This window comes from Roseobacter cerasinus (assembly GCF_009811755.1).
GTDB classification, from domain to species: domain Bacteria; phylum Pseudomonadota; class Alphaproteobacteria; order Rhodobacterales; family Rhodobacteraceae; genus Roseobacter; species Roseobacter cerasinus.
Genome location: NZ_BLIV01000003.1, coordinates 310,859 through 335,058, shown reverse-complemented (window position 1 = coordinate 335,058; position 24,200 = coordinate 310,859). Strand labels below are relative to the sequence as shown.

The window sequence follows — 24,200 nt, the reverse complement described above, 5'->3', positions numbered from 1 at the left end:
TCAGGACTCATACCCAGTAAATGACGAGAGCTGCGAGGGCGATTGCCGACAGGAATACTTTTGGGCATCTGTCGTAACGGGTTGCCACACGCCGCCAGTCCTTCAGCCTTCCGAACATGATCTCGATCCGGTTGCGACGTTTGTAGCGGCGCTTGTCATATCGGATTGGTGCCTTCCGCTGTTTCCGACCAGGGATGCAGGGACGTATCCCTTTGTCTTTCAACGCTTCTCTGAACCAGTCGGCGTCGTAGCCACGGTCTCCAAGCAACCAATCGACCTTCGGCAAACTGCCTAGCAATGCCCGCGCGCCGATATAGTCGCTGACTTGCCCGGCGGTGACAAACAGGTTCAGAGGTCGGCCCTGGCTGTCGCAGATGGCATGCAGCTTGGTGTTCATACCGCCCTTTGTTCGGCCGATTAGGCGGCCACGCCCCCTTTTTTGACGCCTAAACTGGACGCCGTGCGGTGAGCTTTGAGGTAGGTGGCATCGATCATTACGGTTTTAGTCTCGCCATGATCTGCGGCCAATCCGACCAGCATCTGAGCGAAAATACCCTTCTCACTCCATCGCTTCCAACGGTTGTACAACGTCTTGTGCGGACCGTATTCTGTGGGCGCATCACGCCATCGTAAGCCATTGCGATTGATAAAGATAATACCACTCAACACCCGCCTGTCATCCACACGTGGCTTGCCGTGAGACTTTGGGAAGAAGGGTTCCAGACGCGCCATTTGCTCGTCGCTCAGCCAGAAGAGATCAGACATGTTCACCGCTCGTTTTCGGACCGTGAAGCACGCAGCCAGTCGAAAATCAATGGGTCCTGAGCCTAGCCGATCACCTCATCCGAACGGTCATCCGTCTCGCCATAACGCTTGAGCACGGCGGGTTTGGTGCCTTCATAGACCCGCTCCAGGTTCTCGGCGATCTTGACGTTTTCGCGCTCGAAGAGGCACTCGCCCTCAAGGTTCGAGGCCACAATGAATGGCCCCATGCGCCGGGCGCGCATCACCCACATGGCTTGCGCGATGCCCAGCTCCTCATGCCAATGCACCGCCTCGACCGTCTCGACCCCGCGGCCCAGCAGCGCGCCGGTGCCATAGCCCACGGTCGAAAGGTACACCGCACCATTCGGCACGAAATACTCCTTATAGTCCTTCGACGACATGCCGCCCTTGCCGATGATCAACCGCGCGCCTGTCTTTGCCATCCACTCCGGCAGCCACTTGGCAAAGCGAAAGCTGGCCGTGGCCGTGACTGCGCCCAGATCGAAGGAGCCGTCCTCGCGGATCACCGCCGCAGGGGAACAGTGGAAGTTGGCCGCGCTCTCAGAGGGCAGTTCCATCGGGATGTTGGCCTTGTCCTCCAGCGCACGCATGTAAACCCCTTCGCGCGCGGTGTAGATTAACCCGTCAAGGTAGACGATATCACCGAGCCGCAGGTCCGCCACAGCCTCCGCCGTGGGTGTGGTCGACAAGGTGACCTCGCGGATCTTCATTCCGCCGCCTCCCGCTGGGGATTCCACTCAATGGTCTCGCGGCGCTGATAGGGCGTGAACCAGTCCGGGTCTGTCCGGTGTTCAACACGCCCATCGGGGAAGAGCCGTGCCACTGCCCTACGCGACGACAGACAAAACGCATGCACCGACATCTGCATGCCGCCTGTGTGGCAATATCCCACTTCAATATTGCAGTCTATCACCATGTTTTTGCCAACAAATCCCATAGCACCCATGCCAATGGAATTGCCCAGTTCCTTGAACTCATCCTCCATAGCCGCGATCTTCGGATCAGAGTTGCGACTGCCCACGGTGCGCAGCACCGAGGCGCGTTTGCCCAGCACCATGCAGGTGTCCTTGGAGCCCCCCAGCCCAATCCCGATGATTGCGGGCTGGCAGGCCAGCCCCCGCTTGCCGAAGGCCACAAGACTGTCCAGATAGAAGCGCTTGATCCCTTCAATCCCGTCCGACGGAAAGAGCATCCGGTAATCCGTGCCAAAAAGCCCACCCTTGTGCACGGTGATGAGGTCAATCCACGCACCCTCCGGCTCGAATCCGTATTCGATCTCAGGCGCGCCGATGCCGACATTGTTGTTGTGGTCGGTCCGCCAGAGCGGGTGCACGCGGTTCGGGCGCAAGGGTACGCCGGTCGTCGCCGTGGCCGTGGCACGGCGCAACGCCGCCTCAAGTGCTACAAACCCACCCTCGATGCGGGCCTCATTGCCCAGCTTCACGAACCAGCGCGGCACGCCGGTGTCGCCGCACATCGCACGACGGTCTTCCTTGGCGGCCTCGTAGTTTTCCAGCATGGCCTTGAGCACAAAGGATGACAGATCGCCATCTTCGGTCCTGGCCGCTGCCTTCAGCCCGTCGAGATAATCCTGCGGGATCTCAATGGCGGCTTTGTCCATCAGTGTTTCCGCCGTGGTCTCTATCAGATCAATCGGGATCATTGGGCTGCCACCAGTGTCTCAGGCTCACCCTCGGGAAGGATCGTCCCCCCGGGGAGAACAATTGAGAAATCAACATCTTCTCGGGTGACATTGATGTTATCTCCATCTGTCTTGGCGACCGTGAAATAGGAGGCTTCCATCGCACCCGCCTCTGGAAAATCCTCGCGGTAATGCGCGCCGCGCGAATTCTCCCGCGCCAGCGCCGCCTTTGCGATCACCTCAGAGATGTCGCAAAGGCTCGCCATGTTCAGCCAGTCGTGCCAGGTCAGATTGAACGCCAGAGTGTCCGGCGCCACACCCACCTGCATCAACTCCTCCCGAATGGCGGCAACCCGCTCCACCCCACGGCGCATGCCCGTCGCCGTGCGCATCACACCTACATCTTCCCACATGGCGTCCTGCAGCTGCGTGCGCAGCGGCTGCACCAACCCCGGTTTGCGAGACAGCGGATGCATCGCCCGGGCAACTTCCGCCGCCAGCACATCCTCGTCCGGTTCGCGCAGGCTGGGCATTGCCCGGATATCCACGCCCATCACATCACCTGCGATCCCACCGTAGACCGTTGAATTTGCGACACCATTGCCGCCCAGCCGGTTGGAGCCGTGTGCCCCGCCCGCATCCTCGCCCGCCACATAGAGCCCTTCGAGCGCCGTGCGCGTATCCACATCAACGACCACGCCGCCCATGAAGTAATGCGCGGTCGGCACCACCTCGACCAGCCCGCCCGCCAAATCGAACCCACAGTCTTCGCAGCGCTTGACCATGCCCTTGAACTTTGCGCGCACGTTCTCCGGCCCCAGATGCCCCATGGAGATGAACATGCCGACCTGATCCGGGTCATTGCTCTTGCGCATCTCGGCATAGATCCCACGGCTGACCACATCGCGGGTCGCGCGCTCGCCCTTGGCATCATAGTCGAACATGAAGCGCTGCCCGGCGGCGTTCAGCAACTGCCCCCCGGCCCCGCGCAAACCTTCTTCGAGCACCGTGCCCGTCATCCGGCTGTGCGGACCGGCAAGCAGCCCGGTGGGGTGGAATTGTACCATCTCCATATCGCGCAGCGGCAGGCCTGCGCGCAGCGCCATGGCGAGGCCATCCATCGTCTTGTCGCCCGATGGCGTGTGATAGCGGTACATCGTCGGCCCGCCGCCCGTGGCCATCAGCACCGTCTTGGCGCGCACAAACCGAAAGCGCCCCGTGAGCATGTCGATCATCAGCACCCCCGCAAGCGCGTGACCGTCCTGCGTCGGGATCAGCCCAATCGCACGATGCTCCTGCAACTTCTCGACCGGGCGACTCAGGACCTGCTCCATCAGGCGGTTGATGATCTCGATGCCGGTCAGATCACCCTTGTGCACCGTGCGGTCAGCCGTCTGCCCGGCGAAGGCCTTCTGGTGCAGCGTCCCGTCCGGGTTGCGGTCAAAGAAACAGCCGATCTCATTCTCAAGCTCGCGAATGCGCACGACCGCCTGCTCGCATAGCCGCCAGGCCATGTCCTGATTGGGCAGCCACTTGCCGCCCTCGATCGTGTCCATGAAGTGTCGCTCGACCGTGTCGCCGCCGCCCAAAGCGACGTTGTAGCCGCCCTGCACCATGCGCGTGCAGCCGCATTTGCCGATCAGCCCTTTCACGGCGATGGTGATCCTGGTGCCCTCGGGCGCAGACTGCTGCGCGTGCAGCGCCGCAAAGAGGCCTGCACCCCCGGTGCCCAGGATCAGAATGTCGGTGTCATGCCGGTCAATCTGCACTGTCACACCACCTGCAAAAAGAATGTGCCTGAGATCAAGACCGCGACCCCGACCGCACCGGCGGCGAGGGTTTTTTGCGGCACCGACCAGGGCAGCCACTCCAGAGCCATCAGGCGCAGCCCACCAAACGCGTGTACAGCGAGCAGGAACACCAATCCAAACTCTGCCAATTTTACAACAGGTTGCTCGGCAAAGCTGAGAAACTGATTGAGCGTTTCAGGCCGCGTCAGCGCCAAAGACAGCACCCAAAAGTGCAGCGGCAGGAACAACGCCAGTGCAATGCCAGACACACGATGCAGCACAAAGGCCAGCCAGAGCGGATGGGCGCGGGCCGGCCTCATGCGGCCCCGCTCCAGGTGACGGCGATGACCGCCTGTCCGCCCATGGCGAGCAGCAGCGCCGCGATGCCCCATGTGACCCCGCGCAGCGCGAGGCCCGTCAGCCCGAATGTCTCGTGCAGGATCACCCGCAGCCCGATGGCGGCATGGATCGACACCGCGACCACAAAGCTTCCGTAAAACAGAAACCAAAAGACGGAGCCCTGCGTGCGGCCCAGAATCTCTTCAGCAGTCAGCCCGCCCTGTACCGCATAGATCATCACCGCAATGTGTCCCAGCACCAGCGGCGCCATCACCAGCGCGGTGATCCGCTGCAGCATGTAGAGACGCAGATCGAGCATTAGCGCCCGCCCCGCAGGAAGCGCCGCGTGGTGGCGCGCTTCAGCCCCGCGATAGCTGACATCGGGTCAAGATCGTTCGGGCAGAACGCCGTACAGCTACCCATCGAATGGCAATTGTGGCAGCCACCGCTGCCAGAGACCGCATCAAGGATCTTGTCTTTGGCGTCGTGCTTGGCGTCGTTCAACAGGGTCCACGCACGCTGCAGCGCTGCAGGCCCCAGATAGTCCGAGTTACCCGCCACCGTGTCGCAGGCCGCATAGCAGATCGAGCAATTGATGCATTCAATCCCCGCGCTGGCCTCAACGCGGATCGGGTCCTGCGGGTCAACCGGCGGGATCGGCTCGGTGCGCGATGCACTGGGCTGATGCGCGCCGCCTGCTGCCACCCATTTGTCGAAAAACGGGTCCATATCTGCCGCCAAGTCCTTGATAACCGGCAAATTTCTCAGCGGTGCGACCTTCAGCTTGCGACCTTTCAGTACCTTCTTCACATGCGTGCGGCAGGTCCAGCGGGGCTGGTCATTGACCATCATCGCACAGGAACCGCACATGCCAACACGGCAGGCAAAGCGGTAGGTCAACGAGGCGTCCGCGTAGTGCTGGATCCAGGACACCACATCGAGGATGGTCTGGTTTTCATAGGCTGGCACCTCGAAGTCCTGATAGGCGCCGCCTGACGTCGTACCGCGCCAAACCGAAACCTCCAGCATCGCGTCCGACCCGTTCACACCCGTATCCTGACTTGTGGCTGTTCCCATTGGCCGTATGGTATAGCTGCGAGATGTTCTAACGAAAAGGAATATGTCCTAATGATTTCTGTAAGAAATCTTTACGTTTTGGTGGTGACCTTCGATGTCTGAAAAGACGCTGGACTCGCGTCTGTCGGATCGCTTTGGCAGCAGCCCTCAGATGCCTGAAGAGCTCGCGACCATACCAGCGCTGACGCAATTGGCGGCGCGCGGCTCCTGCCGGTCGTTCAGGTCCGACCCGGTTGATCTGCCGACCCTGCAGACGCTCTGCGCCACCGCGCTGTGCGCACCGTCGAAAAGCGACCTGCAGCAGCGCGACATCCTCATAGTGACCGACCCGGGTTTGCTCAAGGCGCTCAAGACCCTGCTGGGGGCGCAGGCGTGGATCGCCGATCTCCCCTCGATGGTGGTGTTTCTGGCCAATAATCGGCGGCAAAGGCAGATCCAGCATTGGAACAGCCAGCCCTTTGCCAACGATCATCTGGACGCCTTCTTTAACGCCAGTGTCGACGCCGGGATTGCCTTGGCGACCTTCATGATCGCGGCTGAGGCGGCGGGGCTGGGCTGCTGCCCGATCAGTACGATCCGCAACCATCTGCCGCAGGTGCAGGAGCTGCTACAGCTGCCGGATCACGTTTTCCCGGTGGCGGGCATGGCGGTGGGGCATCCTGAAGCGCCACCTCAGACCAGCGCCCGCCTGCCGCTGGAGAATACGGTGCATCTGAACCGCTTTTCCGACATCAGCGAAGCGGAGGTGCGCGCCTATGACGACCGCAGGCGCGCCGGAACCGATGCGCCCGCATGGTCCGAAGCCAAGGCGAAGATGTATGCCGAACCGCAGCGCACCGACTTTGGCGCATTCATGCGCAAGATCGGGTTCAACCTCGACTAAAGCACCGCGTCGAAGATCTTCTTAAGCTTGCTGACAACCTCATCAACCTGATCATCTTCCATGATGAAGGGGGGCGCTAGAAGCACGTGGTCGCCGTGCTGTCCGTCGACCGTACCGCCCATGGGATAGCAGGCCAGACCATTGGACATGGCCGTCTTCTTGATGAGCTTGTTGAGGCCCTTCGCGGGGTCGAAGGGCGCTTTGGTTGTGCGATCCTCAACAATCTCCAACCCGCGAAAGAGCCCGCGCCCGCGAATGTCGCCAATATGCGGGTGTTGACCAAACTCGGCCTCCAGGGCTGCTTGCAGCTTGTCCCCCATGACTGCGCAGCGTTCCACCAGCCCACCGGTAAGCTTTTTCACCACCGCATTGCCTGCCGCGCAAGCCGTCGGGTGACCGATATACGTGTGCCCATGCTGGAAAAACCCCGAGCCATCGGCAATCGCCTGATGGACCCTGCCGGTGCACATCATCGCTCCGATGGGCTGATAGCCCGCGCCAAGCCCCTTCGCGATGGTCACAATATCAGCCGTGATCCCCTCCTGCTCATGCGCAAAGAGCGTGCCGGTGCGCCCCATGCCGCACATCACCTCATCCAGGATCAGCAGGATGCCATAGTGATCGCAAATCTCGCGGATGCGCTTGAAATAGCCCTCCACAGGCGGCACCGCGCCCAATGTGGCACCGACAACCGGCTCAGCCACAAAGGCGATCACCGTCTCCGGCCCAAGCCGCTGCAGTTCCGCCTCCAACTCGTTGGCGACGCGCTGGCCATAGTCGAAGGAACTCTCGCCATTCTGCTGACCGCGATAGGCGTAGCAGGGCGAAATCAGGGAGGTCTCGACCATGATCGGCGCGAAGGCCTGTTTGCGCCAGACGTTGCCGCCCGTGGCGAGTGCGCCCAGCGTATTGCCGTGATAGCTCTGTCGCCGGGCAATGAAATGGCGCCGCTCCGGCTGGCCGACCTCGACAAAATACTGCCGGGCGAGTTTCAGCGCAGCCTCCACCGCCTCCGACCCGCCGGAGACGAAATAGACCTTGTCCAGATCGCCCGGGGCTGCAGCCACCAACCGGTCGGCCAATTCCTCGGCGGGCTGGGAGGTAAAGAAGCTGGTGTGCGCATAAGCCAATTGCGCCACCTGCGCCTGCACCGCCGCGATCACATCCGGATCGCCATGCCCGAGACAGGACACTGCCGCCCCGCCCGATCCGTCGAAATACTCTTTGCCATCAGCATCATAGAGATACGCACCTTTACCTATAGACGCCTGTCGAAGATCGGTTCTAGAGTGTCGTGCAAACACGTGTGACATTGGGACTCTCCCCCGTTTTGCTGCCAATTGTGAAACAAATGGAGCCTTTGTCGAGAATGTATCGAAATTGGTGATCCGTGGCGACGGGGTTTACAACGATTTTGGGGGCATGAGTGATCAAACCACTCGTCAGCACACCATCAGCGGGTCTCGGCGCGCCTCGGTCTGCCGGGAACGGTCGCCTTGGCGCACAGACAGGCGTCGCGGCACAGCCTCCGCGCGCATCATCTCTGGCCTTTTCGCCCGGCAAGCTGCGCCGGAAGACCTGCGGGAAAAGTCACAGAAGTGGCGCCCACCCTACGCTGAAAAACCGATCACCGGCGCAGACTTCTGCGCGCCGGTGCAGGCAACAGCCGTTTACAAGAGAGTCTGGACGGCTGATAAATAATCCATAAACCAAATAAGGGAGACAACTATGTTCAATGGATTGAAGATGACAGTCGCTGGTGCAGCGGTTGCGGTTCTGACCGCGCCGGTGGCCATGGCTGAGGAATTCATCACCATCGGCACCGGTGGCGTGACCGGTGTCTACTACCCCACCGGCGGCGCGATCTGCCGTCTGGTGAACAAGGGCCGCAAAGAGCACGGCATTCGCTGCTCGGTCGAATCCACGGGTGGCTCCGTCTACAACATCAACACCATCCGCGCAGGCGAGCTGGAGTTCGGTGTGGCGCAGTCCGACTGGCAGTACCACGCCTACAACGGCACCTCGCGCTTTGAAGAGCAAGGCGCGTTTGAAGACCTGCGCGCGGTGTTCTCGGTGCACCCCGAGCCCTTCACTGTTGTGGCACGGGCCGATGCGGGCATCTCCACCTTTGCCGATCTCAAGGGCAAGCGGGTCAACATCGGCAACCCCGGTTCGGGCCAGCGTGGCACCATGGAAGTGGTGATGGAGAAGATGGGGTGGGAGACCTCCGATCTCGCACTCGCTTCCGAGCTGAAGGCGGCGGAGCAGTCCGCAGCCCTCTGCGACAACCAGATCGACGCGATGATCTACACCGTGGGTCACCCCTCCGGTTCGATCCAGGAAGCCACAACAGCCTGCGATTCCGTGCTGGTTGAAGTCTCCGGCGCCGAGATTGACGCGCTGATCGGCGACAACTCCTACTACCGCTCGGCCAAGATCCCCGGCGGCATGTACCGCGGCACCGATGGTGACGTGGCAACCTTCGGCGTGGGCGCAACCTTCGTGACCTCTGCTGCCGTATCCGAAGATGCGGTCTATGCGGTGGTGTCGGCTGTCTTCGACAACTTCGAAGACTTCAAGAAGCTGCACCCGGCCTTTGCCAACCTGACCGCCGAAGAAATGGCGACAGCCGGTCTGTCCGCCCCACTGCACCCCGGTGCAGAGAAGTACTACAAAGAAAAAGGCTGGATCGAATAATCTGATCCGATGCCGAACCAGAGGGCGGTGCGCCGCCCTCTGACGCCCACCAACGGGCACCACACGACATAAGCCACACCTTCAAAAAACAGTGGCACGTCAGGGAGACAGTTACATGACAGAGAATACCAGCGGGGGCCGTGCGCTCACCGAAGAAGAACTCCAAGACCTCGTCTCGTCCTCTGACGCGGGCGCGCGCAACCCGGCCGGGTCCGTCGGCACCTTCCTCGCCATCGTCGCGATTGTCTGGTCACTGTTTCAGGTCATGCTGGCCTCGCCGCTCTCGAACCAGTTGCTGCCCGGCTCTGTCATCAACAACTCGCGCCAGATCCACCTGGCCTTTGCCATTTTCCTTGCCTTCATGGCCTACCCGATGCTCAAGTCGAGCCCACGCCATTACATCCCCATTCACGACTGGCTGCTGGCGCTCGGGGGCGCGTTCCTCGCGCTTTACGGCTATATCTTCTACGACAAGATCGTGAATTCCGGCGGCCTCGCCGATGACACCGACAAATGGTTCGCGCTCATCGGTCTGGTGATCCTCTTCGAGGGCGCGCGCCGCGCGCTTGGCCCCGCGATGGCGATCATCGCCACGATCTTCCTGCTCTATGTGTTCTTTGGCTCTTCGCAAGCCGTACCGGACGTGATCCGCTGGAAAGGCGCCTCGCTGCAAAAAGCGATGAGCCATATGTGGATCACCTCTGAAGGGGTCTTCGGGATCGCCTTGGGCGTCTCCACGAAATTCGTCTTCCTCTTCGTGCTCTTCGGCGCCCTGCTCGATAAGGCGGGCGCGGGCAACTACTTCATCAAGATGGCCTTTGGCGCGCTCGGTCACCTGCGCGGTGGCCCTGCGAAGGCTGCCGTCGTGGGCTCAGCCGCGACGGGTCTGATTTCAGGGTCCTCCATCGCGAATGTGGTCACCACAGGCACCTTCACCATCCCGCTGATGAAGCGCGTGGGTTTTTCGTCTGAGAAAGGCGGCGCGGTTGAGGTGGCCTCGTCCGTGAACGGTCAGATCATGCCGCCCGTCATGGGGGCCGCCGCCTTCCTGATGGTGGAATATGTGGGCATCTCCTACGTCGAGGTGATCACCCACGCCTTCCTACCTGCGGCGATTTCCTACATCGCGCTGGTCTACATCGTGCATCTGGAAGCGGTGAAGAACAACATGCCCACGATTGGCGATCGAGAAGTCGTACTAACCCGAACGATCCTAGGCATGTTCTCGTTCTTCGCGGTCTTTGCGGGTTTGTGCTACGGTTCTCAATTTCCAGTTCAGGCCGTCAATGCATGGCAACCGAGCCTTGCGGGCGTGATCATGTCGCTCCTCATTTTCGCAATCTATGTCGTTCTCGTTGGGATGGCCGCTTCTGTGCCGGATCTGGAACCAGATGATCCCAATGCCGAAGAAGTGCACTTGCCGGTGATTGGCGAGATCTACAAGGCAGGCCTCTACTTCCTGCTACCGATCATCGTGCTGGTCTACTTCTTGATGATCGAAAAGAAATCACCCGGGCTGTCCGCCTTCTGGGCGACGACACTACTTTTCGTGATCCTCGTAACTCAAAAACCGTTAAAGGCGATGTTCCGCGGAGAAGGAAGCGCGTTGGCTTCCAGCATCGCAGGTGGAGTTGGCGACCTCATCGCAGGCCTAATCGACGGTGCACGCAATATGATCGGCATTGGTCTCGCCACAGCAACTGCCGGCGTGATTGTGGGTACTGTGACGCTGACAGGTATCGGTCAGGTGATGGCAAATCTTGTCGAAAGCATGGCTTTCGGTTTGACCTATCTTTCGGCAGCCGTGGTGCAAATGGCCCATCCGCTAACCGGTTTCATTGGAATGACGTCGGATTTTGCAACCATCGCCGACCGCGCATCTGATATGACCGGAACCATCCTTGTTTTTGTTCTCATGTGCGTGGGGCTCTTGAGCCTTATCCTCGGCATGGGCCTGCCCACCACGGCGAACTACATCGTGGTGTCCTCGCTGATGGCAGGTGTGGTTGTGGAACTGGGCGCGCAGTCCGGGCTGATCGTGCCGCTGATCGCTGTGCACCTCTTTGTATTCTACTTCGGGATCATGGCGGATGTGACGCCACCCGTGGGTTTGGCGAGTTTCGCCGCCGCCGCCGTCTCAGGGGGCGATGCGATCCGCACAGGCTTCGTGGCGTTCTTCTACTCCTTGCGCACGGTCGCCCTGCCCTTCGTCTTTATCTTCAATACCGATTTGCTGTTGATCGATGTGACCTGGGCGCAAGGCATACTTGTCTTCGTCACGGCGACCATTGCCATCCTGGTCTTCACAGCAGGCACCATGGGCTACTTCCTGACCCGCAACCGGATTTATGAGAGCATCGCGCTGATCTTCATCGCCTTTGCGCTCTTCCGTCCGGATTTCTTCATGAACCGCATCCAACCGCCGTTCGAAGACATCGCCCCGGCGCAGTTTGCCGAAACGGTGGAAGCCGCAGAGGCGGGGCGCGAGTTCCGCGTCGTGGTGAGCGGGCCGGATTTCGACACTAGCGAGATCACCGAGACCACGCTGCTCGTGGCCATTGGTGATGAAGAGCAAGGCACCCGGATGGACGCCTTCGGTCTGCTGACGCTGGAAGAAGGGGATCAGATCGTGCTGGAAGAGCCACTCTTCGGCACGCCCTATGCCGAGACCTTCCAGGACTATGATTTCTACGGCGATGACTTCGTCACCATCAAGGAAGTCAAAGCGCCTGCGGATCAGATGCCCAAAGAGCTGATCTTTATTCCCGCCCTGCTCCTGCTCGGTCTCGTGGTGCTGCTACAACGCGGTCGTATGGGCAAAGAAGACACCCCGGAAGGAGCCACAGCATGAGCCGCCCCGTTCTCTGCGCCATTGACGTCAGCCACAAGGGGCAGGACGCGGAGGTCCTGCGCGTGGCCAAGAAGCTGGCCGATCTGGATGGCGCATCGCTCGACGTGATGACGGTGGTGCCCGATTTCGGCGAAAGCCTCGTGGGTGGGTTCTTCGAGAAGGACCATCATGAGAAAGCAGTGGCCGAGGCGCGCCAGTTGCTCAGCGATGAGGTCACCGCGGCGATCGGAGCAGATGTCGATGCGATGGTCCGTCATGTGGTGGCGACCGGCAAGGCCTATGAGGAGATCCTGCATGTGGCGCGGGAGACCGGCTGCGGGCTGATCGTGATCGGCGCGCATAAGCCGGACTTCAAGGACTATCTGCTTGGCCCAAACGCGGCCCGGGTTGTCCGGCATTCCGATTGCAGCGTGCACGTCGTGCGCCCCTAGTCTGGTGCGACGCTTAGGTCAGGCGCGTCCGGCAACGGGCGCGCTTTTTTTTGGGTTAGGCCCGGATAGCGCCACGCTTCAACATCAATGGACCATCACTATAGCACCCACGTGTCGCACAGGGCAGCACGTGTAAGAATATTGCGATTTCGAGCTGACTCAATCTTGTGTCGCTCATTAATTCATATATTCATGAAATATGGAAAAAGATTCGATTCTGCGCCTGTCCACCCTCAGCCACCCGCATCGGTTGGCCGTCTTCCGGCTGTTGATGCGGCGCTATCCGGACAAGGTGCGCGCAGGCGAGATTGCCAGCGTTCTGACGCTGAAGGCCTCCACAACCTCCGTCTACCTCTCGGCGCTGACCGATGCGGGGCTGATCCGGCAAGAACGTCAGGGCACCTCCCTGCGCTACAGCGCAAATACGGGTGCTGCGGCGGAACTCATCGACTTTCTCTTCATTGACTGCTGCCGCAGCCGACCCGACCTTTGCCCCCCTCTGACCAAAGGAGCACAACCGATGACTGACACGACCTACAACGTCCTTTTCATCTGTACTGGCAATTCCGCCCGCTCGATCTTTGCTGAGGCCATCCTGCGCGATCTGGAAGGCGGGCGATTCAAGGTCTTTTCCGCCGGGACAAACCCGGGTTCCAAACTGAACCCGCTGGCGGTCGAGATGCTGAAAGGTAAGGGACACGACACATCGCTGTTACGCTCCAAGCATATTTCGGAGTTTCAACAGCCCGAAAGCCCCCAAATGGATTTTGTCTTTACCGTCTGCGATCAGGCCGCAAATGAGGACTGCCCAGCCTGGGACGGCCAGCCGATCAGCGCGCATTGGGGTCTGCCGGACCCTGTAAAAGCAGACGGCAGCCTGGCCGAGCGGCGGCTCGCCTTTCAGCAGACCTATGGGGCCTTGCGGAACCGGCTGAAAGCCTTTGCCGCGCTGCCCATCGACACACTCGACGCAATCTCTTTGCAAGCCGCCGTGGACAGCATCGGCCAAGACCACCTGGAAGGAACACCTGCATGACCACCTACGCCCTGAACGGTTTGGGCCGGATCGGAAAGCTCGCTCTGCGCCCGCTGCTGGAGCGTGGCGCCAGGATCGCCTGGATCAACGACGCGGTGGGCGATGCGGCGATGCACGCGCATCTGCTGGAGTTCGACACCGTGCACGGGCGTTGGCCTGCCGCCTTCAGTGCGGATGCAGACAGTATTACCATCGACGGTGTGCGGCTGCCCGTACACGGGGCCCGCGATCCCAGCACCCTGCCGCTGGAGGGTGTGGATGTGGTGATCGACTGCACGGGCGCCTTCAAGAGTGAAGCTGCGCTTGCGCCCTACTTCGCGGCGGGCATAAAAAAGGTTGTTGTCTCGGCACCTGTCAAGGACGGCCCAACCGCCAACATTGTCTATGGCGTGAACCACGAGATCTACGACCCGGCGCAGCACCAGATCGTGACAGCGGCCAGTTGCACCACCAACTGCATCGCGCCAGTCGTGAAGGTCGTGCATGAAAACCTCGGGATCAAACACGGCTCCATCACCACGATCCACGACGTGACCAACACTCAGACGATTGTGGACCGCCCCGCCAAGGATCTGCGCCGCGCGCGCTCGGCCCTGAATTCGCTGATCCCCACCACCACGGGCAGCGCCACGGCCATCACGCTGATCTACCCCGAACTCACCGGGCGTCTCAACGGCCACGCCGTGCGCGTGCCGCTGCTGAACGCGTCGCTGACCGATTGTGTCTTCGAGCTGGAGCGCGAGACCACCGTGGAGGAGGTCAACGCCCTCTTCAAAGCCGCCGCAGATGGCGAACTGAAGGGCATTCTGGGCTATGAGACCCGCCCGCTGGTCAGCACCGATTACACCAATGACCCACGCTCCGGCATTGTCGATGCGCCCTCGACCATGGTGGTGAACGGCACGCAGCTGAAGGTCTACGTCTGGTATGACAACGAATGGGGCTATGCCAACCGGCTGGTGGACGTGGCTCTCATGGTCGGCGGGAGCCTCTGAGCATGCAACGCGCGGGCGCGGCTTATGTGGCGGTGACGGCGGCCTATTGGGCCTTCATGCTGACCGATGGCGCCCTGCGCATGCTGGTGCTGCTGCACTTTCACACGCTGGGGTTTTCGCCGGTGCAACTGGCCTACCTCTTCGTGCTTTATGAGATCGCAGGGGTGGTCACCAACCTCAGCGCGGGCTGGATCGCGGCGCGGTTCGGTCTGACCTCGACGCTCTATGCCGGGCTGGCGCTGCAGATCGGAGCGCTGATTGCCCTCGCGCAACTCGACCCCGCGTGGACTGTCGCGACCTCGGTGATCTTTGTGATGGCCGTTCAGGGTGCGTCGGGCGTGGCCAAGGACCTCTCTAAGATGAGCGCGAAGTCCGCCGTGAAACTGCTCGCGCCCTCCGAACAGGGCGGACTTTTTCGCTGGGTCGCCCTGCTGACCGGGTCCAAGAACGCGGTGAAGGGGCTGGGCTTCCTGCTGGGCGCGGTGCTTTTGGGTTGGGTCGGGCTGAAAGCTGCAGTGCTGGGTATGGCGGCGGTGCTCGCGCTGACCCTCGTGCTCATCGTCTGGAAGATGCCTGCAGGGCTGCCCACGGGCCGCAAGGATGCGAAGTTTCGCGAGGTCTTTTCCAAGAACGCCAATGTGAACTGGCTGAGCTTTGCCCGCGTCTTCCTCTTTGCCGCCCGCGACGTCTGGTTTGTCGTCGGCATCCCGATCTACTTCTACGCCGTGCTCTCGGACGGCACGCCCGAGGGCAACCGCGCGGCCTTCTTCACCATCGGCAGCTTCATGGCGCTGTGGATCATCCTTTACGGCGCGGTACAGGCGGCGGCGCCCAAGCTGCTCAGCGCCAAGGACCGGCCCGAAGCCGACATCATCCGCGAAGCCCGCCTGTGGGTCGTTTCGCTGATCGCCGTCCCCGCTGGCCTGGCCTTGCTCAGCTTTGTCACACCTGCGCCCACCACATGGCTGACCGTCACCCTGATTGTCGGGCTGTTGATCTTTGGCGGGCTTTTCGCGGTGAACTCGGCGCTGCATTCCTATCTCATCCTGGCGTTCAGCACAGGTGATCGGGTTACGATGGACGTGGGCTTTTACTATATGGCCAATGCAGCTGGCCGCCTGCTTGGGACTGTCCTGTCCGGGGCGAGCTACCAACTCGGTGGCCTGCCGCTTTGTCTGGGAACAGCCGCTGTTCTGCTTGCGCTCAGCACCATCGGGGCGGCCAAGCTACGGTCCACCTCCGCTCAAACGGAAGAGCGCGCCAGCTAGCCGATGCTGGTGGCGAGAATCCGGCTGATCTCTGTCAGCGACCGGCCCGAGCTCTGATGCCACTCCAGAAACGCGGCCTGCACCGCGCGCATGGCGCTTTTGGAGGTCGGCTGTTTGTCGATGACGCCTTCGGCAATCAAACGGGCCACCACATCACGCGACAGCAGGAACCCATCAACGCCCATGACGCGCAAGACATACTGCCCCGTGGTCCCGCCCAGACGCGTGCCTTCGGATTTCAAATGCGCCAGTAGATCGACAAAGCCTTCGGCGGGCCAACTGGCCATGAAGGCCCCAAAGCTACCATGTTCCGCGGATTGTTCCTGCACATAGACCGCGTTTTCCTGCACGGCGCGGATCTTGGGGCCATGGCGCACGATGGACGTGTCGGTGACCAGACGATCAAACCACGCGTCATCCATCATCGCGCAAGCCGCAGGGTCAAAGCCTTTGAACGCCGTCTCGAAACCCGGCCACATATTGTCGACCACTTTCCAGTTGAACCCCGCACAAAAGATCGCCTTGCTCATCGCAGAGAGCCAGCGGTCATCCGGTATGGCGGCCAAAGCCTCCGCTGATTTCGGGGGGTCAATGTCCTGAAGGATCGCCGCTTCGGAGCCCTTCCGCTCCACACTTATGGCAAGGATCTCGTCGAGGCTGCGCATGTCTCTCCCCTCCGGTGCTGATTTGATACAGTTCTATACCGTCATACCTCCGGGACATAGGATCAATCGGGCACATCGGGCTGTGCGAAAATTGAAGTCTATGCACCGATGGTCCTCTTGCAACGCCCCCGCAGGTGGCGGAATGTGTCGGCATGACGCTCCGCTCTCACCGCCGCCGCCACACGCGACACGCCGTCCAACAGGCCCACCATGGGTAAGAGCGTCCGGTTCTGGGGCTGGGCTACAGCCCTTGTCCTCAGTCTGTCCGGCCCCGCGATGGCGGAGCGGATCACAGTCTTTGCCGCCGCGAGCCTGAAGACCGCGCTCGACCAGATCGCAGATAGCTACGCTCTGACAAGCGGGGATGAGGTGGTGATCTCCTATGCCGGAACCCCGGTTCTGGCCCGGCAGATTTCCCTGGGCGCCCCGGCGGATATCGTCGTGACCGCCAGCACGGAGTGGATGGACTGGCTGGAGGCGCGGGGCGCCATCGCGCCTGAAAGCCGCTTTGATCTGGCCGGAAACCGGCTTGTGCTGATCGCACATGACAGCAGTCATCCAGCCGTTGCACCTGAGCACGCAGCCCTGGACAAGGCGCTTGGCGAGGCCCGGGTCGCCATGGCGCTGGTAGAGGCTGTGCCCGCAGGCATTTACGGCAAGGCCGCGCTGTTGCATCTGGGCCTGTGGGAGCGTCTGTCCCCGCAGGTCGTACAAACCGACAACGTGCGCGCAGCCCTGGCGCTTGTGGCGACGGGCGCCACGGCCTTCGGTGTGGTCTATGACAGCGATGCACGGGCAGAGCCGCGCGTATCGCTTGTGACCACCTTTCCAAGCGAGAGCCACCCCGCCATCACCTACCCCGCCGCACGCGTCGACAGTCGCGACACCCCCGCAGCGCAGCGCTTCTTCGCGCATCTGCGCTCCCCTGAGGCTCGCGCGCAGCTGCGCGACATGGGCTTCACTGCCCCCCCGGGCGCACCATGACAGACTGGCTCGGCCCCGAGGAATGGCGCGCGGTTGCGCTGTCCCTGAAAGTGTCAATTTGGGCGACGCTGGTCAGCCTGCCCCTTGGGCTCTGGGTGGCCTATCTTTTGGCGCGCAAGGAATTCCCGGGCAAGCAGCTGCTGAACGGTCTGGTGCATCTGCCGCTGATCCTGCCTCCCGTGGTCACGGGGTACCTTCTGCTGGCCAGCTTCGGCCCGCAAACCGGCTTTGGCCGCCTGTTGGAAAGCTTTGGCATCGTCTTCGCCTTCCGCTGGACCGGTGCCGCGCTGGCCGCCGGGGTCATGGCCTTTCCGCTAATGGTGCGCGCCATCCGCCTCTCCATCGAGGCGGTGGACCAGCGGTTGGAGCAAGCCGCCGCGACCCTGGGTGCCTCGCGCATCTGGGTGTTCGCCACCGTCACCCTGCCCCTGATCCTTCCGGGGCTGACCGCCGGCGCCATTCTGGCCTTCGCCAAGGCGATGGGGGAATTTGGCGCCACGATCACTTTCGTCTCCAACATCCCCGGCCAGACCCAGACGGTGCCCTCCGCCATCTACGCTTTCCTGCAGGTGCCCGGTGGCGAGGCCTCCGCTTGGCGGCTCGTGATCGTCTCCATCGTGATCGCCATGAGCGCGCTTTTGCTGTCCGAGTGGCTGGCCCGCCGGGCGGCGAACCGGGTGCGCGCAACATGAGCCTGTCGGTCACACTGCAACACCAGCTGGGCGCCTTCACGCTCGATGCCAGCTTTGAGGCACCTGAAGGCCTCACGGTGCTCTTTGGCCGCTCCGGCGCGGGCAAATCGACCATCGTGAATGCGGTGGCCGGGTTGCTGCGCCCGGACGCTGGGCAGATCACCTGCGACGGCGCACCCCTCTATGACAGCGCCACCGGGCGCCACGTGCCCCCGCACCAGCGACGCGTCGGATACATCTTTCAGGACGCGCGGCTCTTTCCGCACCTGACCGTGCGGCAAAACCTGCTCTACGGTCGCTGGTTTGCACCGAAATCCACCCCCGGACCGGAGTTTAACCGGATTGTCGATATGCTCGGCATTGGGCCACTGCTCGGGCGCCGACCCGATGGTCTTTCTGGCGGTGAGAAGCAGCGCACGGCTATTGGCCGCGCCCTGCTGGCCAATCCGCGCATCATTCTGGCGGATGAGCCGCTCGCCGCGCTTGATGAACCGCGTAAGGCGGAGATCCTGCCTTACTTCGAGCGGCTGCGGGATGAAGTATCGACGCCCATCCTTTATGTCAGCCATGCCGCCAGCGAGGTGGCGCGGCTGGCCACAACGGTGGTGGCCCTCGACGCAGGCCGCGTGATCCGTCAGGGGGCGGCATCGGACGTGCTGAGCGATCCGGCGGTCACGCCGCTGGGCGTGCGCGCCGCCGGCGCCATGCTGGAGGCGCGGGTGCAGGCGCATCACGACGATGGCCTGAGCCAGCTGGACGCGGGCGGCGCGTCGCTGCTGCTACCCCGCGTCGATCAGGCGCCCGGCACAAGGGTGCGCGTCTGGATCGAAGCACAGGACGTCATGCTCGCCACGGAGCGGCCCCAGGGCATCTCAGCGCTCAACGTGCTGGAGACAACCGTGCGCGCGCTGCGCTTTGGCGCGGGTCCCGGTGTTCTGGTGCAGTTGTGCTTTGGCGACACACTGCTTTTGTCCCGGATCACCCGGCGCTCCGCCGATGCGCTGTCGCTGCAACCGGGCCTGCGGGTCTTCGCAGTGATCAAGGCTGTCTCGGTCGCGCGGGATGCGGTGGGAGACCAGCCCCGTCCTGAGCTATGACTGGGCCAGCAGTGCGTCTACCTCTTTGCGCGTTGGCATCGCAGGTGCTGTGCCCGGTCGGGTCACCGAAATCCCGGCAGTGGCACAGCCAAGCCTGACCGCCTCCAGATCCGACTTGCCTTCGGCCAGAGCGGCCGCAAAGCCGCCGTTGAACGCATCGCCTGCGCCCGTGGTCTCAACCACTTCACCGGCCTTGACCGCAGGCACCAACCCGTGCCCGTCGAGATACGCGCCCTGCTCGCCCATGGTGATGATCGGTGTCCGCACACCCAGATCCCGCAGCGCGGAAGTGGCCCGGGCGGCCTCCTCTTCCGTCTCGACCGCAATGCCGGTCAGGGCCTCGCACTCGGTCTCGTTCGGTGTGACATAGTCGCAAAGCGCCAACATCCCGTCCGGCAGGTCCGCAGCCGGTGCGGGGTTGAGGATCGTCCTCACCCCGGCCTCCCGCGCGATCTGCAGGGCGCGCAGGGCGGCGGGCATCGGTTGCTCCAGCTGCGTGACAAAGACATCCGCGCTGCCAATCAGCTCCGCCTGTGCTTCAATGTCTGCCGCGCCGATCAGCGCCGCTGCTCCGGGAGCGATAATGATCGCATTGTCGCCGGAGCTTTCCTCAATGAAGATATAGGCCGCGCCGGTGTAGCTGTCAGCCACCTGATCCACATGCGGCGTGACCCCAGCCGCCGCCCAAGTATCGAGTGCCAGCTTGCCAAAGTCATCGCGCCCCAGTTTCGAGATCATATGCGTGTCGGCCCCGATGCGCGCACAAGCCACCGCCTGGTTGGAGCCCTTGCCCCCCGGCCCCAGCGCGAAACTGTTGCCGAGGATCGTCTCCCCCATGCGGGGCATCCGGTCCGCCCGGTAGGCTGTGTCCGCCACAAACACGCCGAGGATCACCACCTTGCCCATGGCTTAGCCCTCCTCATCCGGCGGCACCACGCCCTTGCGCAACGCAAAACAACCGTAGAACCGCCGCTCCCCCGTCTGGATCACCGCATAGGCCTGCTTGGCCCGGTCATAGAAAGCAAAGCGCTCGATCCCCAGCATCTTCGGGCCCTCAACCGCGTCAACCTCCGCCTGCACCTCCTGCATCACCGGCAGAACAGTGTCGGGCTCGCCCACCACCTCCATGCGCGCGGCGGCATCCTCAACAAAGGTGTCAATCGGATAGACCGACAGCACCGCGCGCACGACCTCCGCCGCCGGGCGATCAATGCGCAGCACCTCGCCCAGAACCGTCTCCCGCGCAACACTGTCGGAGGGGAAATTCGTGTCGGCAATGATCAGGTCATCGCCATGGCCCATCGCGCGCAGCGCATAGAGCACATCCGCATTCAGGATCGGATCCAGTCCCTTGAGCATGTCTTGCCTCCTTGCTTTTTCACTCTTCAAAGATGTCGCGCACGGCTTGGGCCATCGCGGCGCCCATCGCCGCATGAGCGTCGGCCGACAGATGTATCCCATCCACCGGGTCGACCTCGGCCACCGTATTCATATCCGCAAAATGCACCGCCTCGCGCGTTGCCACCGCCGCCAAAAGCGCAGGCAGCGCCGCAGATTTTGTCGCGGCCCCCGCAAAGGTCTCCGCCAGAACGCCGCGCTCCTGCGCGCAGACAGGGGCCACCAAAAGCACACGCGGCGCGGCACCACCCGGCCCGCTGTCGCAGCGCAGAATATCCAGCACCAGCCGCCGTAGCCCCAGCGCGATATCATGCGCCGACTGATTAAACCGCGCCTTGAGGTCATTCGTCCCCAGCAGCACGATAGCCAGATCGAGAGGCCGGTGGCTCTCCAACAGCGCCGGCAGCGCAGCCTGCCCGTTTTTGTGCGGCCCCTCGATGGGGTCGTCAAAAACAGCTGTGCGCCCCGGGTGCCCCTCGGCGATCACCTCCCAGCCGGGGCCAAGCGCCGCCGCCATGACATTCGGCCAGCGATGCTCTCGTGGATGCCGCCGCCGGTCATCGGCTGTGCGCATCGCACAGGTGCCATGGGTGTTGCTATCCCCAAAACACAGGATCGTCCGGGCCTGCATCGGCCTACCCGATCCGCTGGCCGGTTGTGGCATCGAAGCAATGCAGATGCGCCGGATCAGTGCGCAAATGAATGGTCTGCCCCGGGGCAAAGGCATGCCGGTCCCGGAACACCGCCGTGATGTCCTGCCCGGCAAATGTCAAAAACACCATGGTCTCGGACCCTGTGGGTTCCACCACCTTGACCTGCATGGGCAGCCCCTCACCCTCCCCCACAAGCGCAAGATGCTCCGGTCGTACGCCCAGCCGCACTGGCCCGGAAGCCGAATTGCCCGGAACCGGCAACTCATGCCTGCCGAGGTCCACCACACCGGTCTTCAACCGCCCGTCGAGCAGGTTCATCGACGGCGCTCCGATAAAGGTCGCCACAAACTCATTGGCCGGGTTGTCATAAAGCTCCAGCGGTGTGCCGATCTGCTCGATCCGGCCCGCCTGCATGACCACAATGCGGTCCGCCAGTGTCATCGCCTCGATCTGATCATGGGTCACAAAGACAGTCGTGGTCTTGAGCCGCTGATGCAGCTCCTTGATCTCGGTGCGCATCTGAATGCGCAGCTTTGCGTCGAGGTTCGACAGAGGCTCGTCAAACAGAAACACCTGAGGGTCCCGCACAATCGCACGCCCCATCGCCACCCGCTGCCGCTGGCCCCCCGATAGATGCCGCGGCTTGCGGTCCAGATATTCGGTCAGGCTCAGGATCTCGGCTGCCTCTTTCACGCGCCGCGCAATCTCCGCCTTGTCGGTCTTTGCGACCTTGAGCGCAAAGCCCATGTTCTCGGCCACGGATTTGTGCGGGTAGAGCGCATAGGTCTGGAACACCATCGCAATGTCGCGCTTGGCCGGGGGCAGGTTATTCACCACCCGACCGCCAATAGAGATGGTTCCGCCATTGATCGGCTCCAACCCCGCAATCATGCGCAGCAGCGTGGATTTCCCGCAGCCGGACGGCCCCACAAGAGCCACGAATTCTCCATCCGCGATGTCGACATCAACACCATGAATAACCTGTGTCGCACCATAGGATTTTGTGATGTCCGCAATTGTGACACCGGCCATGTGCTGCCTCCCCCGCCTTCGGATTTGGATGCTAGAGAAAGGGGTTTGCCTTGTCCACGCCCGGCATCATGCATTTGTTGACTTGAGGTAAATCTCAACCATAGTGGCTTCTCGTGTGGGTTTATCTGGCATTGCGATCAAGAACGCGGGACGCCAAAACCGCGCGGCCATCTGCCCACCGACAAGATTTGTCACGGAAATCCAGGGAGGATGGATATGAAAGTAGAGCTCTATAATTACATCAGAGCAGCCCAGAAAATGAACCGCCGCCAGATGCTGAAAGGCAGCGCGGCCCTTGGCGCCGTGGCGATGATACCAAAAGCGTCAGCGCAGGCCGCAGCCCACGGCAGCGTGCGCGCCGAGATCCTCAAGATCCCAGGTGTGGGCGCGGGCTCCCCGACCGACAGTGATTGGCAGAAAGTCGGCGAGATGTGCCTTGGCGCCACCAAGGAGAATGTGGCTGAGGGTGAATTCGCAGGCGTTGAGTTGACCTTCATGGGGCTCAACAACCAGAACCTGCACAACTTCCTGTTCCGCGGTTTCCTGAAGCCCTGGGAGGCCTACACCGGGGCCAAGATCAACTGGATCGACCTGGCGCAGGCCGACTACAACGCGCGGCTGCAGCAGTCGATTGCGACGGGCACCGTAGACTTCGACATCATCGAGATGGGCGCACCCTTTGAAGGCGATGTGCTGGGGCGCGGCATGGCCTCGGAAATGCCCGATTGGGTGAAAGAGCAGATCGACATGGACGACTATGTCGACTACCTCAAGGATCCCGTGGGCACCTGGGACGGCAAGACCTACCGCGTGTCCATTGATGGCGATTGCCATACGTTTGCGTATCGTAAGGACTACTTCGGCCCCGACGGCATCGGTGGCGCAGAGGTGCCAACCACCTGGCAGGACATCAACGCCGTCACCAAAGAACTTGTCGGCAAGGAAGACCCGCTGACCGGGCTGCCCGCGCACGGCTATCTGGACCCGTTGAAAGGCTGGGGCGGCTTCGGCTTCTACTTCCTGGAAAACCGCGCAGCGGCTTACGCCAAGCATCCGAACAGCCCTGCCTGGCTCTTCGATCCGGAGACCATGACGCCGATGGTCAACAACCCCGCCTGGGTGCAGGCCATTCAGGACGTGATGGACCTGATCGAGGCAGGCGCCTATCCCGCCGATCAGATCAACGCGGACCCAGGCACAACCGCCTTCCAGCAGTTCCTCGCAGGCACCGGCTCCATGCTGATGTGGTGGGGCGACGTGGGCTCGTCCGCACGCACCTCAGACACCTCGGTGGTGGGCGATGTAGTCGGCTTTGGCATCAACCCGGCCTCTGACCGCGTCTACAACGCGCAAGCCGGTGCTTGGGAAGAGACCCGCAATGAAGCGCCCAACATGGCCTACATCGGCTGGGGCGTTTACGTCATGGCGACCGTCGAAGGCGACGAGAAGAAGAAGAAAGCGGCCTGGTCTGCAGCAGCGCATCTGGGCGGCAAGGACCTGTCGCTCTGGGCCTCGGCCTACCCGTCGGGCTTCCAGCCCTACCGGCAGTCACACTTTCAGTTCGAGGAGTGGGAAGAGGCCGGTTACGACCGCGCCTTTGTCGAGGACTACCTTGGCTCCAATGCGGACAGCTACAATCATCCGAATGCCGCGATTGAGCCGCGCATTCCGGGCATCTTCCAATACTACTCCGTCGCCGAAGACGAACTCGCCAAGGGTTATGCAGGGCAGTATGGGTCGGCACAGGAAACGGCAGACGCCATCGCTGCAGCCTGGGAGAAGATCACCGACCAGATCGGCCGCGAAAATCAGATCGCGCTCTACAAGGCGTCGCTTGGAATTTAGTCCGGCAAAAAGAAGACAGGTGCGCCCTCCGGGGCGTGC

24 protein-coding genes are annotated in these 24,200 nt (G+C 62.1%); 11 read left to right on the top strand and 13 right to left on the bottom strand.

What is annotated here, in order from left to right; translation table 11 throughout:
- Window positions 1-7: 7 nt before the first annotated feature.
- From So717_RS09105 to So717_RS09075, 7 genes are all read right to left on the bottom strand, one after another.
- A protein-coding gene (locus So717_RS09105; RefSeq protein ID WP_159976347.1) for an IS5 family transposase occupies window positions 8-765 on the bottom strand; the annotation gives its coding sequence in 2 pieces (ribosomal slippage) (window positions 8-429 and window positions 429-765; 759 coding nt in all).
- Between the two features lie 62 nt (window positions 766-827).
- Window positions 828-1,496 carry a fumarate hydratase C-terminal domain-containing protein gene (locus So717_RS09100; protein ID WP_159976345.1) on the bottom strand — a complete coding sequence of 223 codons (669 nt, stop codon included), beginning with the start codon at window positions 1,494-1,496 and terminating at the stop codon, window positions 828-830.
- Window positions 1,493-2,449, bottom strand: coding sequence for a fumarate hydratase (locus So717_RS09095; RefSeq protein WP_159976342.1), 957 nt, complete (start codon window positions 2,447-2,449; stop codon window positions 1,493-1,495). The genes So717_RS09100 and So717_RS09095 overlap by 4 nt, the downstream gene beginning before the upstream one ends.
- Window positions 2,446-4,203 (bottom strand): L-aspartate oxidase, encoded by a 1,758-nt coding sequence (locus So717_RS09090; RefSeq protein ID WP_159976339.1) that lies wholly within the window; start codon window positions 4,201-4,203, stop codon window positions 2,446-2,448. Before So717_RS09090 ends, So717_RS09095 begins: the two co-directional genes overlap by 4 nt.
- The gene (gene sdhC, locus So717_RS09085) at window positions 4,200-4,538 is read right to left on the bottom strand and encodes a succinate dehydrogenase, cytochrome b556 subunit (RefSeq protein ID WP_159976336.1); all 339 of its coding nucleotides are present in this window, start codon (window positions 4,536-4,538) and stop codon (window positions 4,200-4,202) included. The genes So717_RS09090 and sdhC overlap by 4 nt, the downstream gene beginning before the upstream one ends.
- Complete coding sequence (locus tag So717_RS09080; RefSeq protein ID WP_159976333.1) at window positions 4,535-4,876, bottom strand: succinate dehydrogenase; 342 nt, start codon at window positions 4,874-4,876, stop codon at window positions 4,535-4,537. Before So717_RS09080 ends, sdhC begins: the two co-directional genes overlap by 4 nt.
- Window positions 4,876-5,634, bottom strand: a complete 759-nt coding sequence (locus tag So717_RS09075; RefSeq protein WP_438810643.1) for a succinate dehydrogenase/fumarate reductase iron-sulfur subunit — start codon at window positions 5,632-5,634, stop codon at window positions 4,876-4,878. Before So717_RS09075 ends, So717_RS09080 begins: the two co-directional genes overlap by 1 nt.
- 94 nt (window positions 5,635-5,728) lie before the next feature.
- Between So717_RS09075 and So717_RS09070 the strand changes: the two genes are divergently transcribed.
- Window positions 5,729-6,517, top strand: coding sequence for a nitroreductase family protein (locus tag So717_RS09070; protein ID WP_159976330.1), 789 nt, complete (start codon window positions 5,729-5,731; stop codon window positions 6,515-6,517).
- On the opposite strand, the gene So717_RS09065 is transcribed toward So717_RS09070, so the two are convergent.
- Window positions 6,514-7,830, bottom strand: a complete 1,317-nt coding sequence (locus So717_RS09065; RefSeq protein WP_159976327.1) for an aspartate aminotransferase family protein — start codon at window positions 7,828-7,830, stop codon at window positions 6,514-6,516. The genes So717_RS09070 and So717_RS09065 overlap by 4 nt on opposite strands.
- A gap of 415 nt (window positions 7,831-8,245) precedes the next feature.
- On the opposite strand from So717_RS09065, the gene So717_RS09060 reads away from it, so the two are divergent.
- The 6 genes from So717_RS09060 to arsJ all read left to right on the top strand — a co-directional run bounded on the left by So717_RS09060 (window position 8,246) and on the right by arsJ (window position 15,795).
- Window positions 8,246-9,214 (top strand): TAXI family TRAP transporter solute-binding subunit, encoded by a 969-nt coding sequence (locus So717_RS09060; RefSeq protein ID WP_174239017.1) that lies wholly within the window; start codon window positions 8,246-8,248, stop codon window positions 9,212-9,214.
- Window positions 9,215-9,329: 115 nt separating this feature from the next.
- On the top strand, window positions 9,330-12,065 hold the full coding sequence (locus tag So717_RS09055) for a TRAP transporter permease (protein ID WP_159976324.1): 2,736 nt from the start codon (window positions 9,330-9,332) through the stop codon (window positions 12,063-12,065).
- The gene (locus tag So717_RS09050; protein WP_159976321.1) at window positions 12,062-12,496 is read left to right on the top strand and encodes a universal stress protein; all 435 of its coding nucleotides are present in this window, start codon (window positions 12,062-12,064) and stop codon (window positions 12,494-12,496) included. The genes So717_RS09055 and So717_RS09050 overlap by 4 nt, the downstream gene beginning before the upstream one ends.
- 199 nt (window positions 12,497-12,695) lie before the next feature.
- Entirely contained in the window at window positions 12,696-13,532 is an 837-nt protein-coding gene (locus So717_RS09045; RefSeq protein ID WP_159976318.1) for an arsenate reductase/protein-tyrosine-phosphatase family protein, read from the top strand.
- Window positions 13,529-14,527 carry an ArsJ-associated glyceraldehyde-3-phosphate dehydrogenase gene (locus So717_RS09040; protein WP_159976315.1) on the top strand — a complete coding sequence of 333 codons (999 nt, stop codon included), beginning with the start codon at window positions 13,529-13,531 and terminating at the stop codon, window positions 14,525-14,527. The genes So717_RS09045 and So717_RS09040 overlap by 4 nt, the downstream gene beginning before the upstream one ends.
- 2 nt (window positions 14,528-14,529) lie before the next feature.
- On the top strand, window positions 14,530-15,795 hold the full coding sequence (arsJ, locus tag So717_RS09035; protein WP_159976312.1) for an organoarsenical effux MFS transporter ArsJ: 1,266 nt from the start codon (window positions 14,530-14,532) through the stop codon (window positions 15,793-15,795).
- Here arsJ and So717_RS09030 read toward each other — a convergent pair.
- Window positions 15,792-16,460 carry a DNA-3-methyladenine glycosylase I gene (locus tag So717_RS09030; protein ID WP_159976309.1) on the bottom strand — a complete coding sequence of 223 codons (669 nt, stop codon included), beginning with the start codon at window positions 16,458-16,460 and terminating at the stop codon, window positions 15,792-15,794. The genes arsJ and So717_RS09030 overlap by 4 nt on opposite strands.
- A gap of 210 nt (window positions 16,461-16,670) precedes the next feature.
- On the opposite strand from So717_RS09030, the gene modA reads away from it, so the two are divergent.
- From modA to modC, 3 genes are read left to right on the top strand one after another with little or no spacing between them, the layout of a single operon-like run.
- Entirely contained in the window at window positions 16,671-17,444 is a 774-nt protein-coding gene (gene modA / locus So717_RS09025) for a molybdate ABC transporter substrate-binding protein (protein ID WP_159976306.1), read from the top strand.
- On the top strand, window positions 17,441-18,136 hold the full coding sequence (gene modB / locus So717_RS09020) for a molybdate ABC transporter permease subunit (protein WP_159976303.1): 696 nt from the start codon (window positions 17,441-17,443) through the stop codon (window positions 18,134-18,136). Before modA ends, modB begins: the two co-directional genes overlap by 4 nt.
- Window positions 18,133-19,233 carry a molybdenum ABC transporter ATP-binding protein gene (gene modC, locus So717_RS09015; protein WP_159976300.1) on the top strand — a complete coding sequence of 367 codons (1,101 nt, stop codon included), beginning with the start codon at window positions 18,133-18,135 and terminating at the stop codon, window positions 19,231-19,233. Before modB ends, modC begins: the two co-directional genes overlap by 4 nt.
- Here the strand turns inward: modC and rbsK are convergent.
- The 4 genes from rbsK to So717_RS08995 are packed head-to-tail and all read right to left on the bottom strand — an operon-like array spanning window position 19,228 to window position 22,316.
- Entirely contained in the window at window positions 19,228-20,139 is a 912-nt protein-coding gene (rbsK, locus tag So717_RS09010) for a ribokinase (protein ID WP_159976297.1), read from the bottom strand. The two genes, modC and rbsK, sit on opposite strands and share 6 nt — an antisense overlap.
- A 3-nt stretch (window positions 20,140-20,142) precedes the next feature.
- Window positions 20,143-20,592 (bottom strand): RbsD/FucU family protein, encoded by a 450-nt coding sequence (locus So717_RS09005; RefSeq protein ID WP_159976294.1) that lies wholly within the window; start codon window positions 20,590-20,592, stop codon window positions 20,143-20,145.
- A gap of 19 nt (window positions 20,593-20,611) precedes the next feature.
- Entirely contained in the window at window positions 20,612-21,295 is a 684-nt protein-coding gene (locus tag So717_RS09000) for a GDSL-type esterase/lipase family protein (RefSeq protein ID WP_238840767.1), read from the bottom strand.
- Entirely contained in the window at window positions 21,267-22,316 is a 1,050-nt protein-coding gene (locus So717_RS08995) for an ABC transporter ATP-binding protein (RefSeq protein ID WP_159976291.1), read from the bottom strand. The genes So717_RS09000 and So717_RS08995 overlap by 29 nt, the downstream gene beginning before the upstream one ends.
- A gap of 216 nt (window positions 22,317-22,532) precedes the next feature.
- Here So717_RS08995 and So717_RS08990 point away from each other — a divergent pair, with 216 nt between their 5' ends.
- Window positions 22,533-24,161 carry an extracellular solute-binding protein gene (locus So717_RS08990; RefSeq protein WP_159976288.1) on the top strand — a complete coding sequence of 543 codons (1,629 nt, stop codon included), beginning with the start codon at window positions 22,533-22,535 and terminating at the stop codon, window positions 24,159-24,161.
- Window positions 24,162-24,200 lie beyond the last annotated feature (39 nt).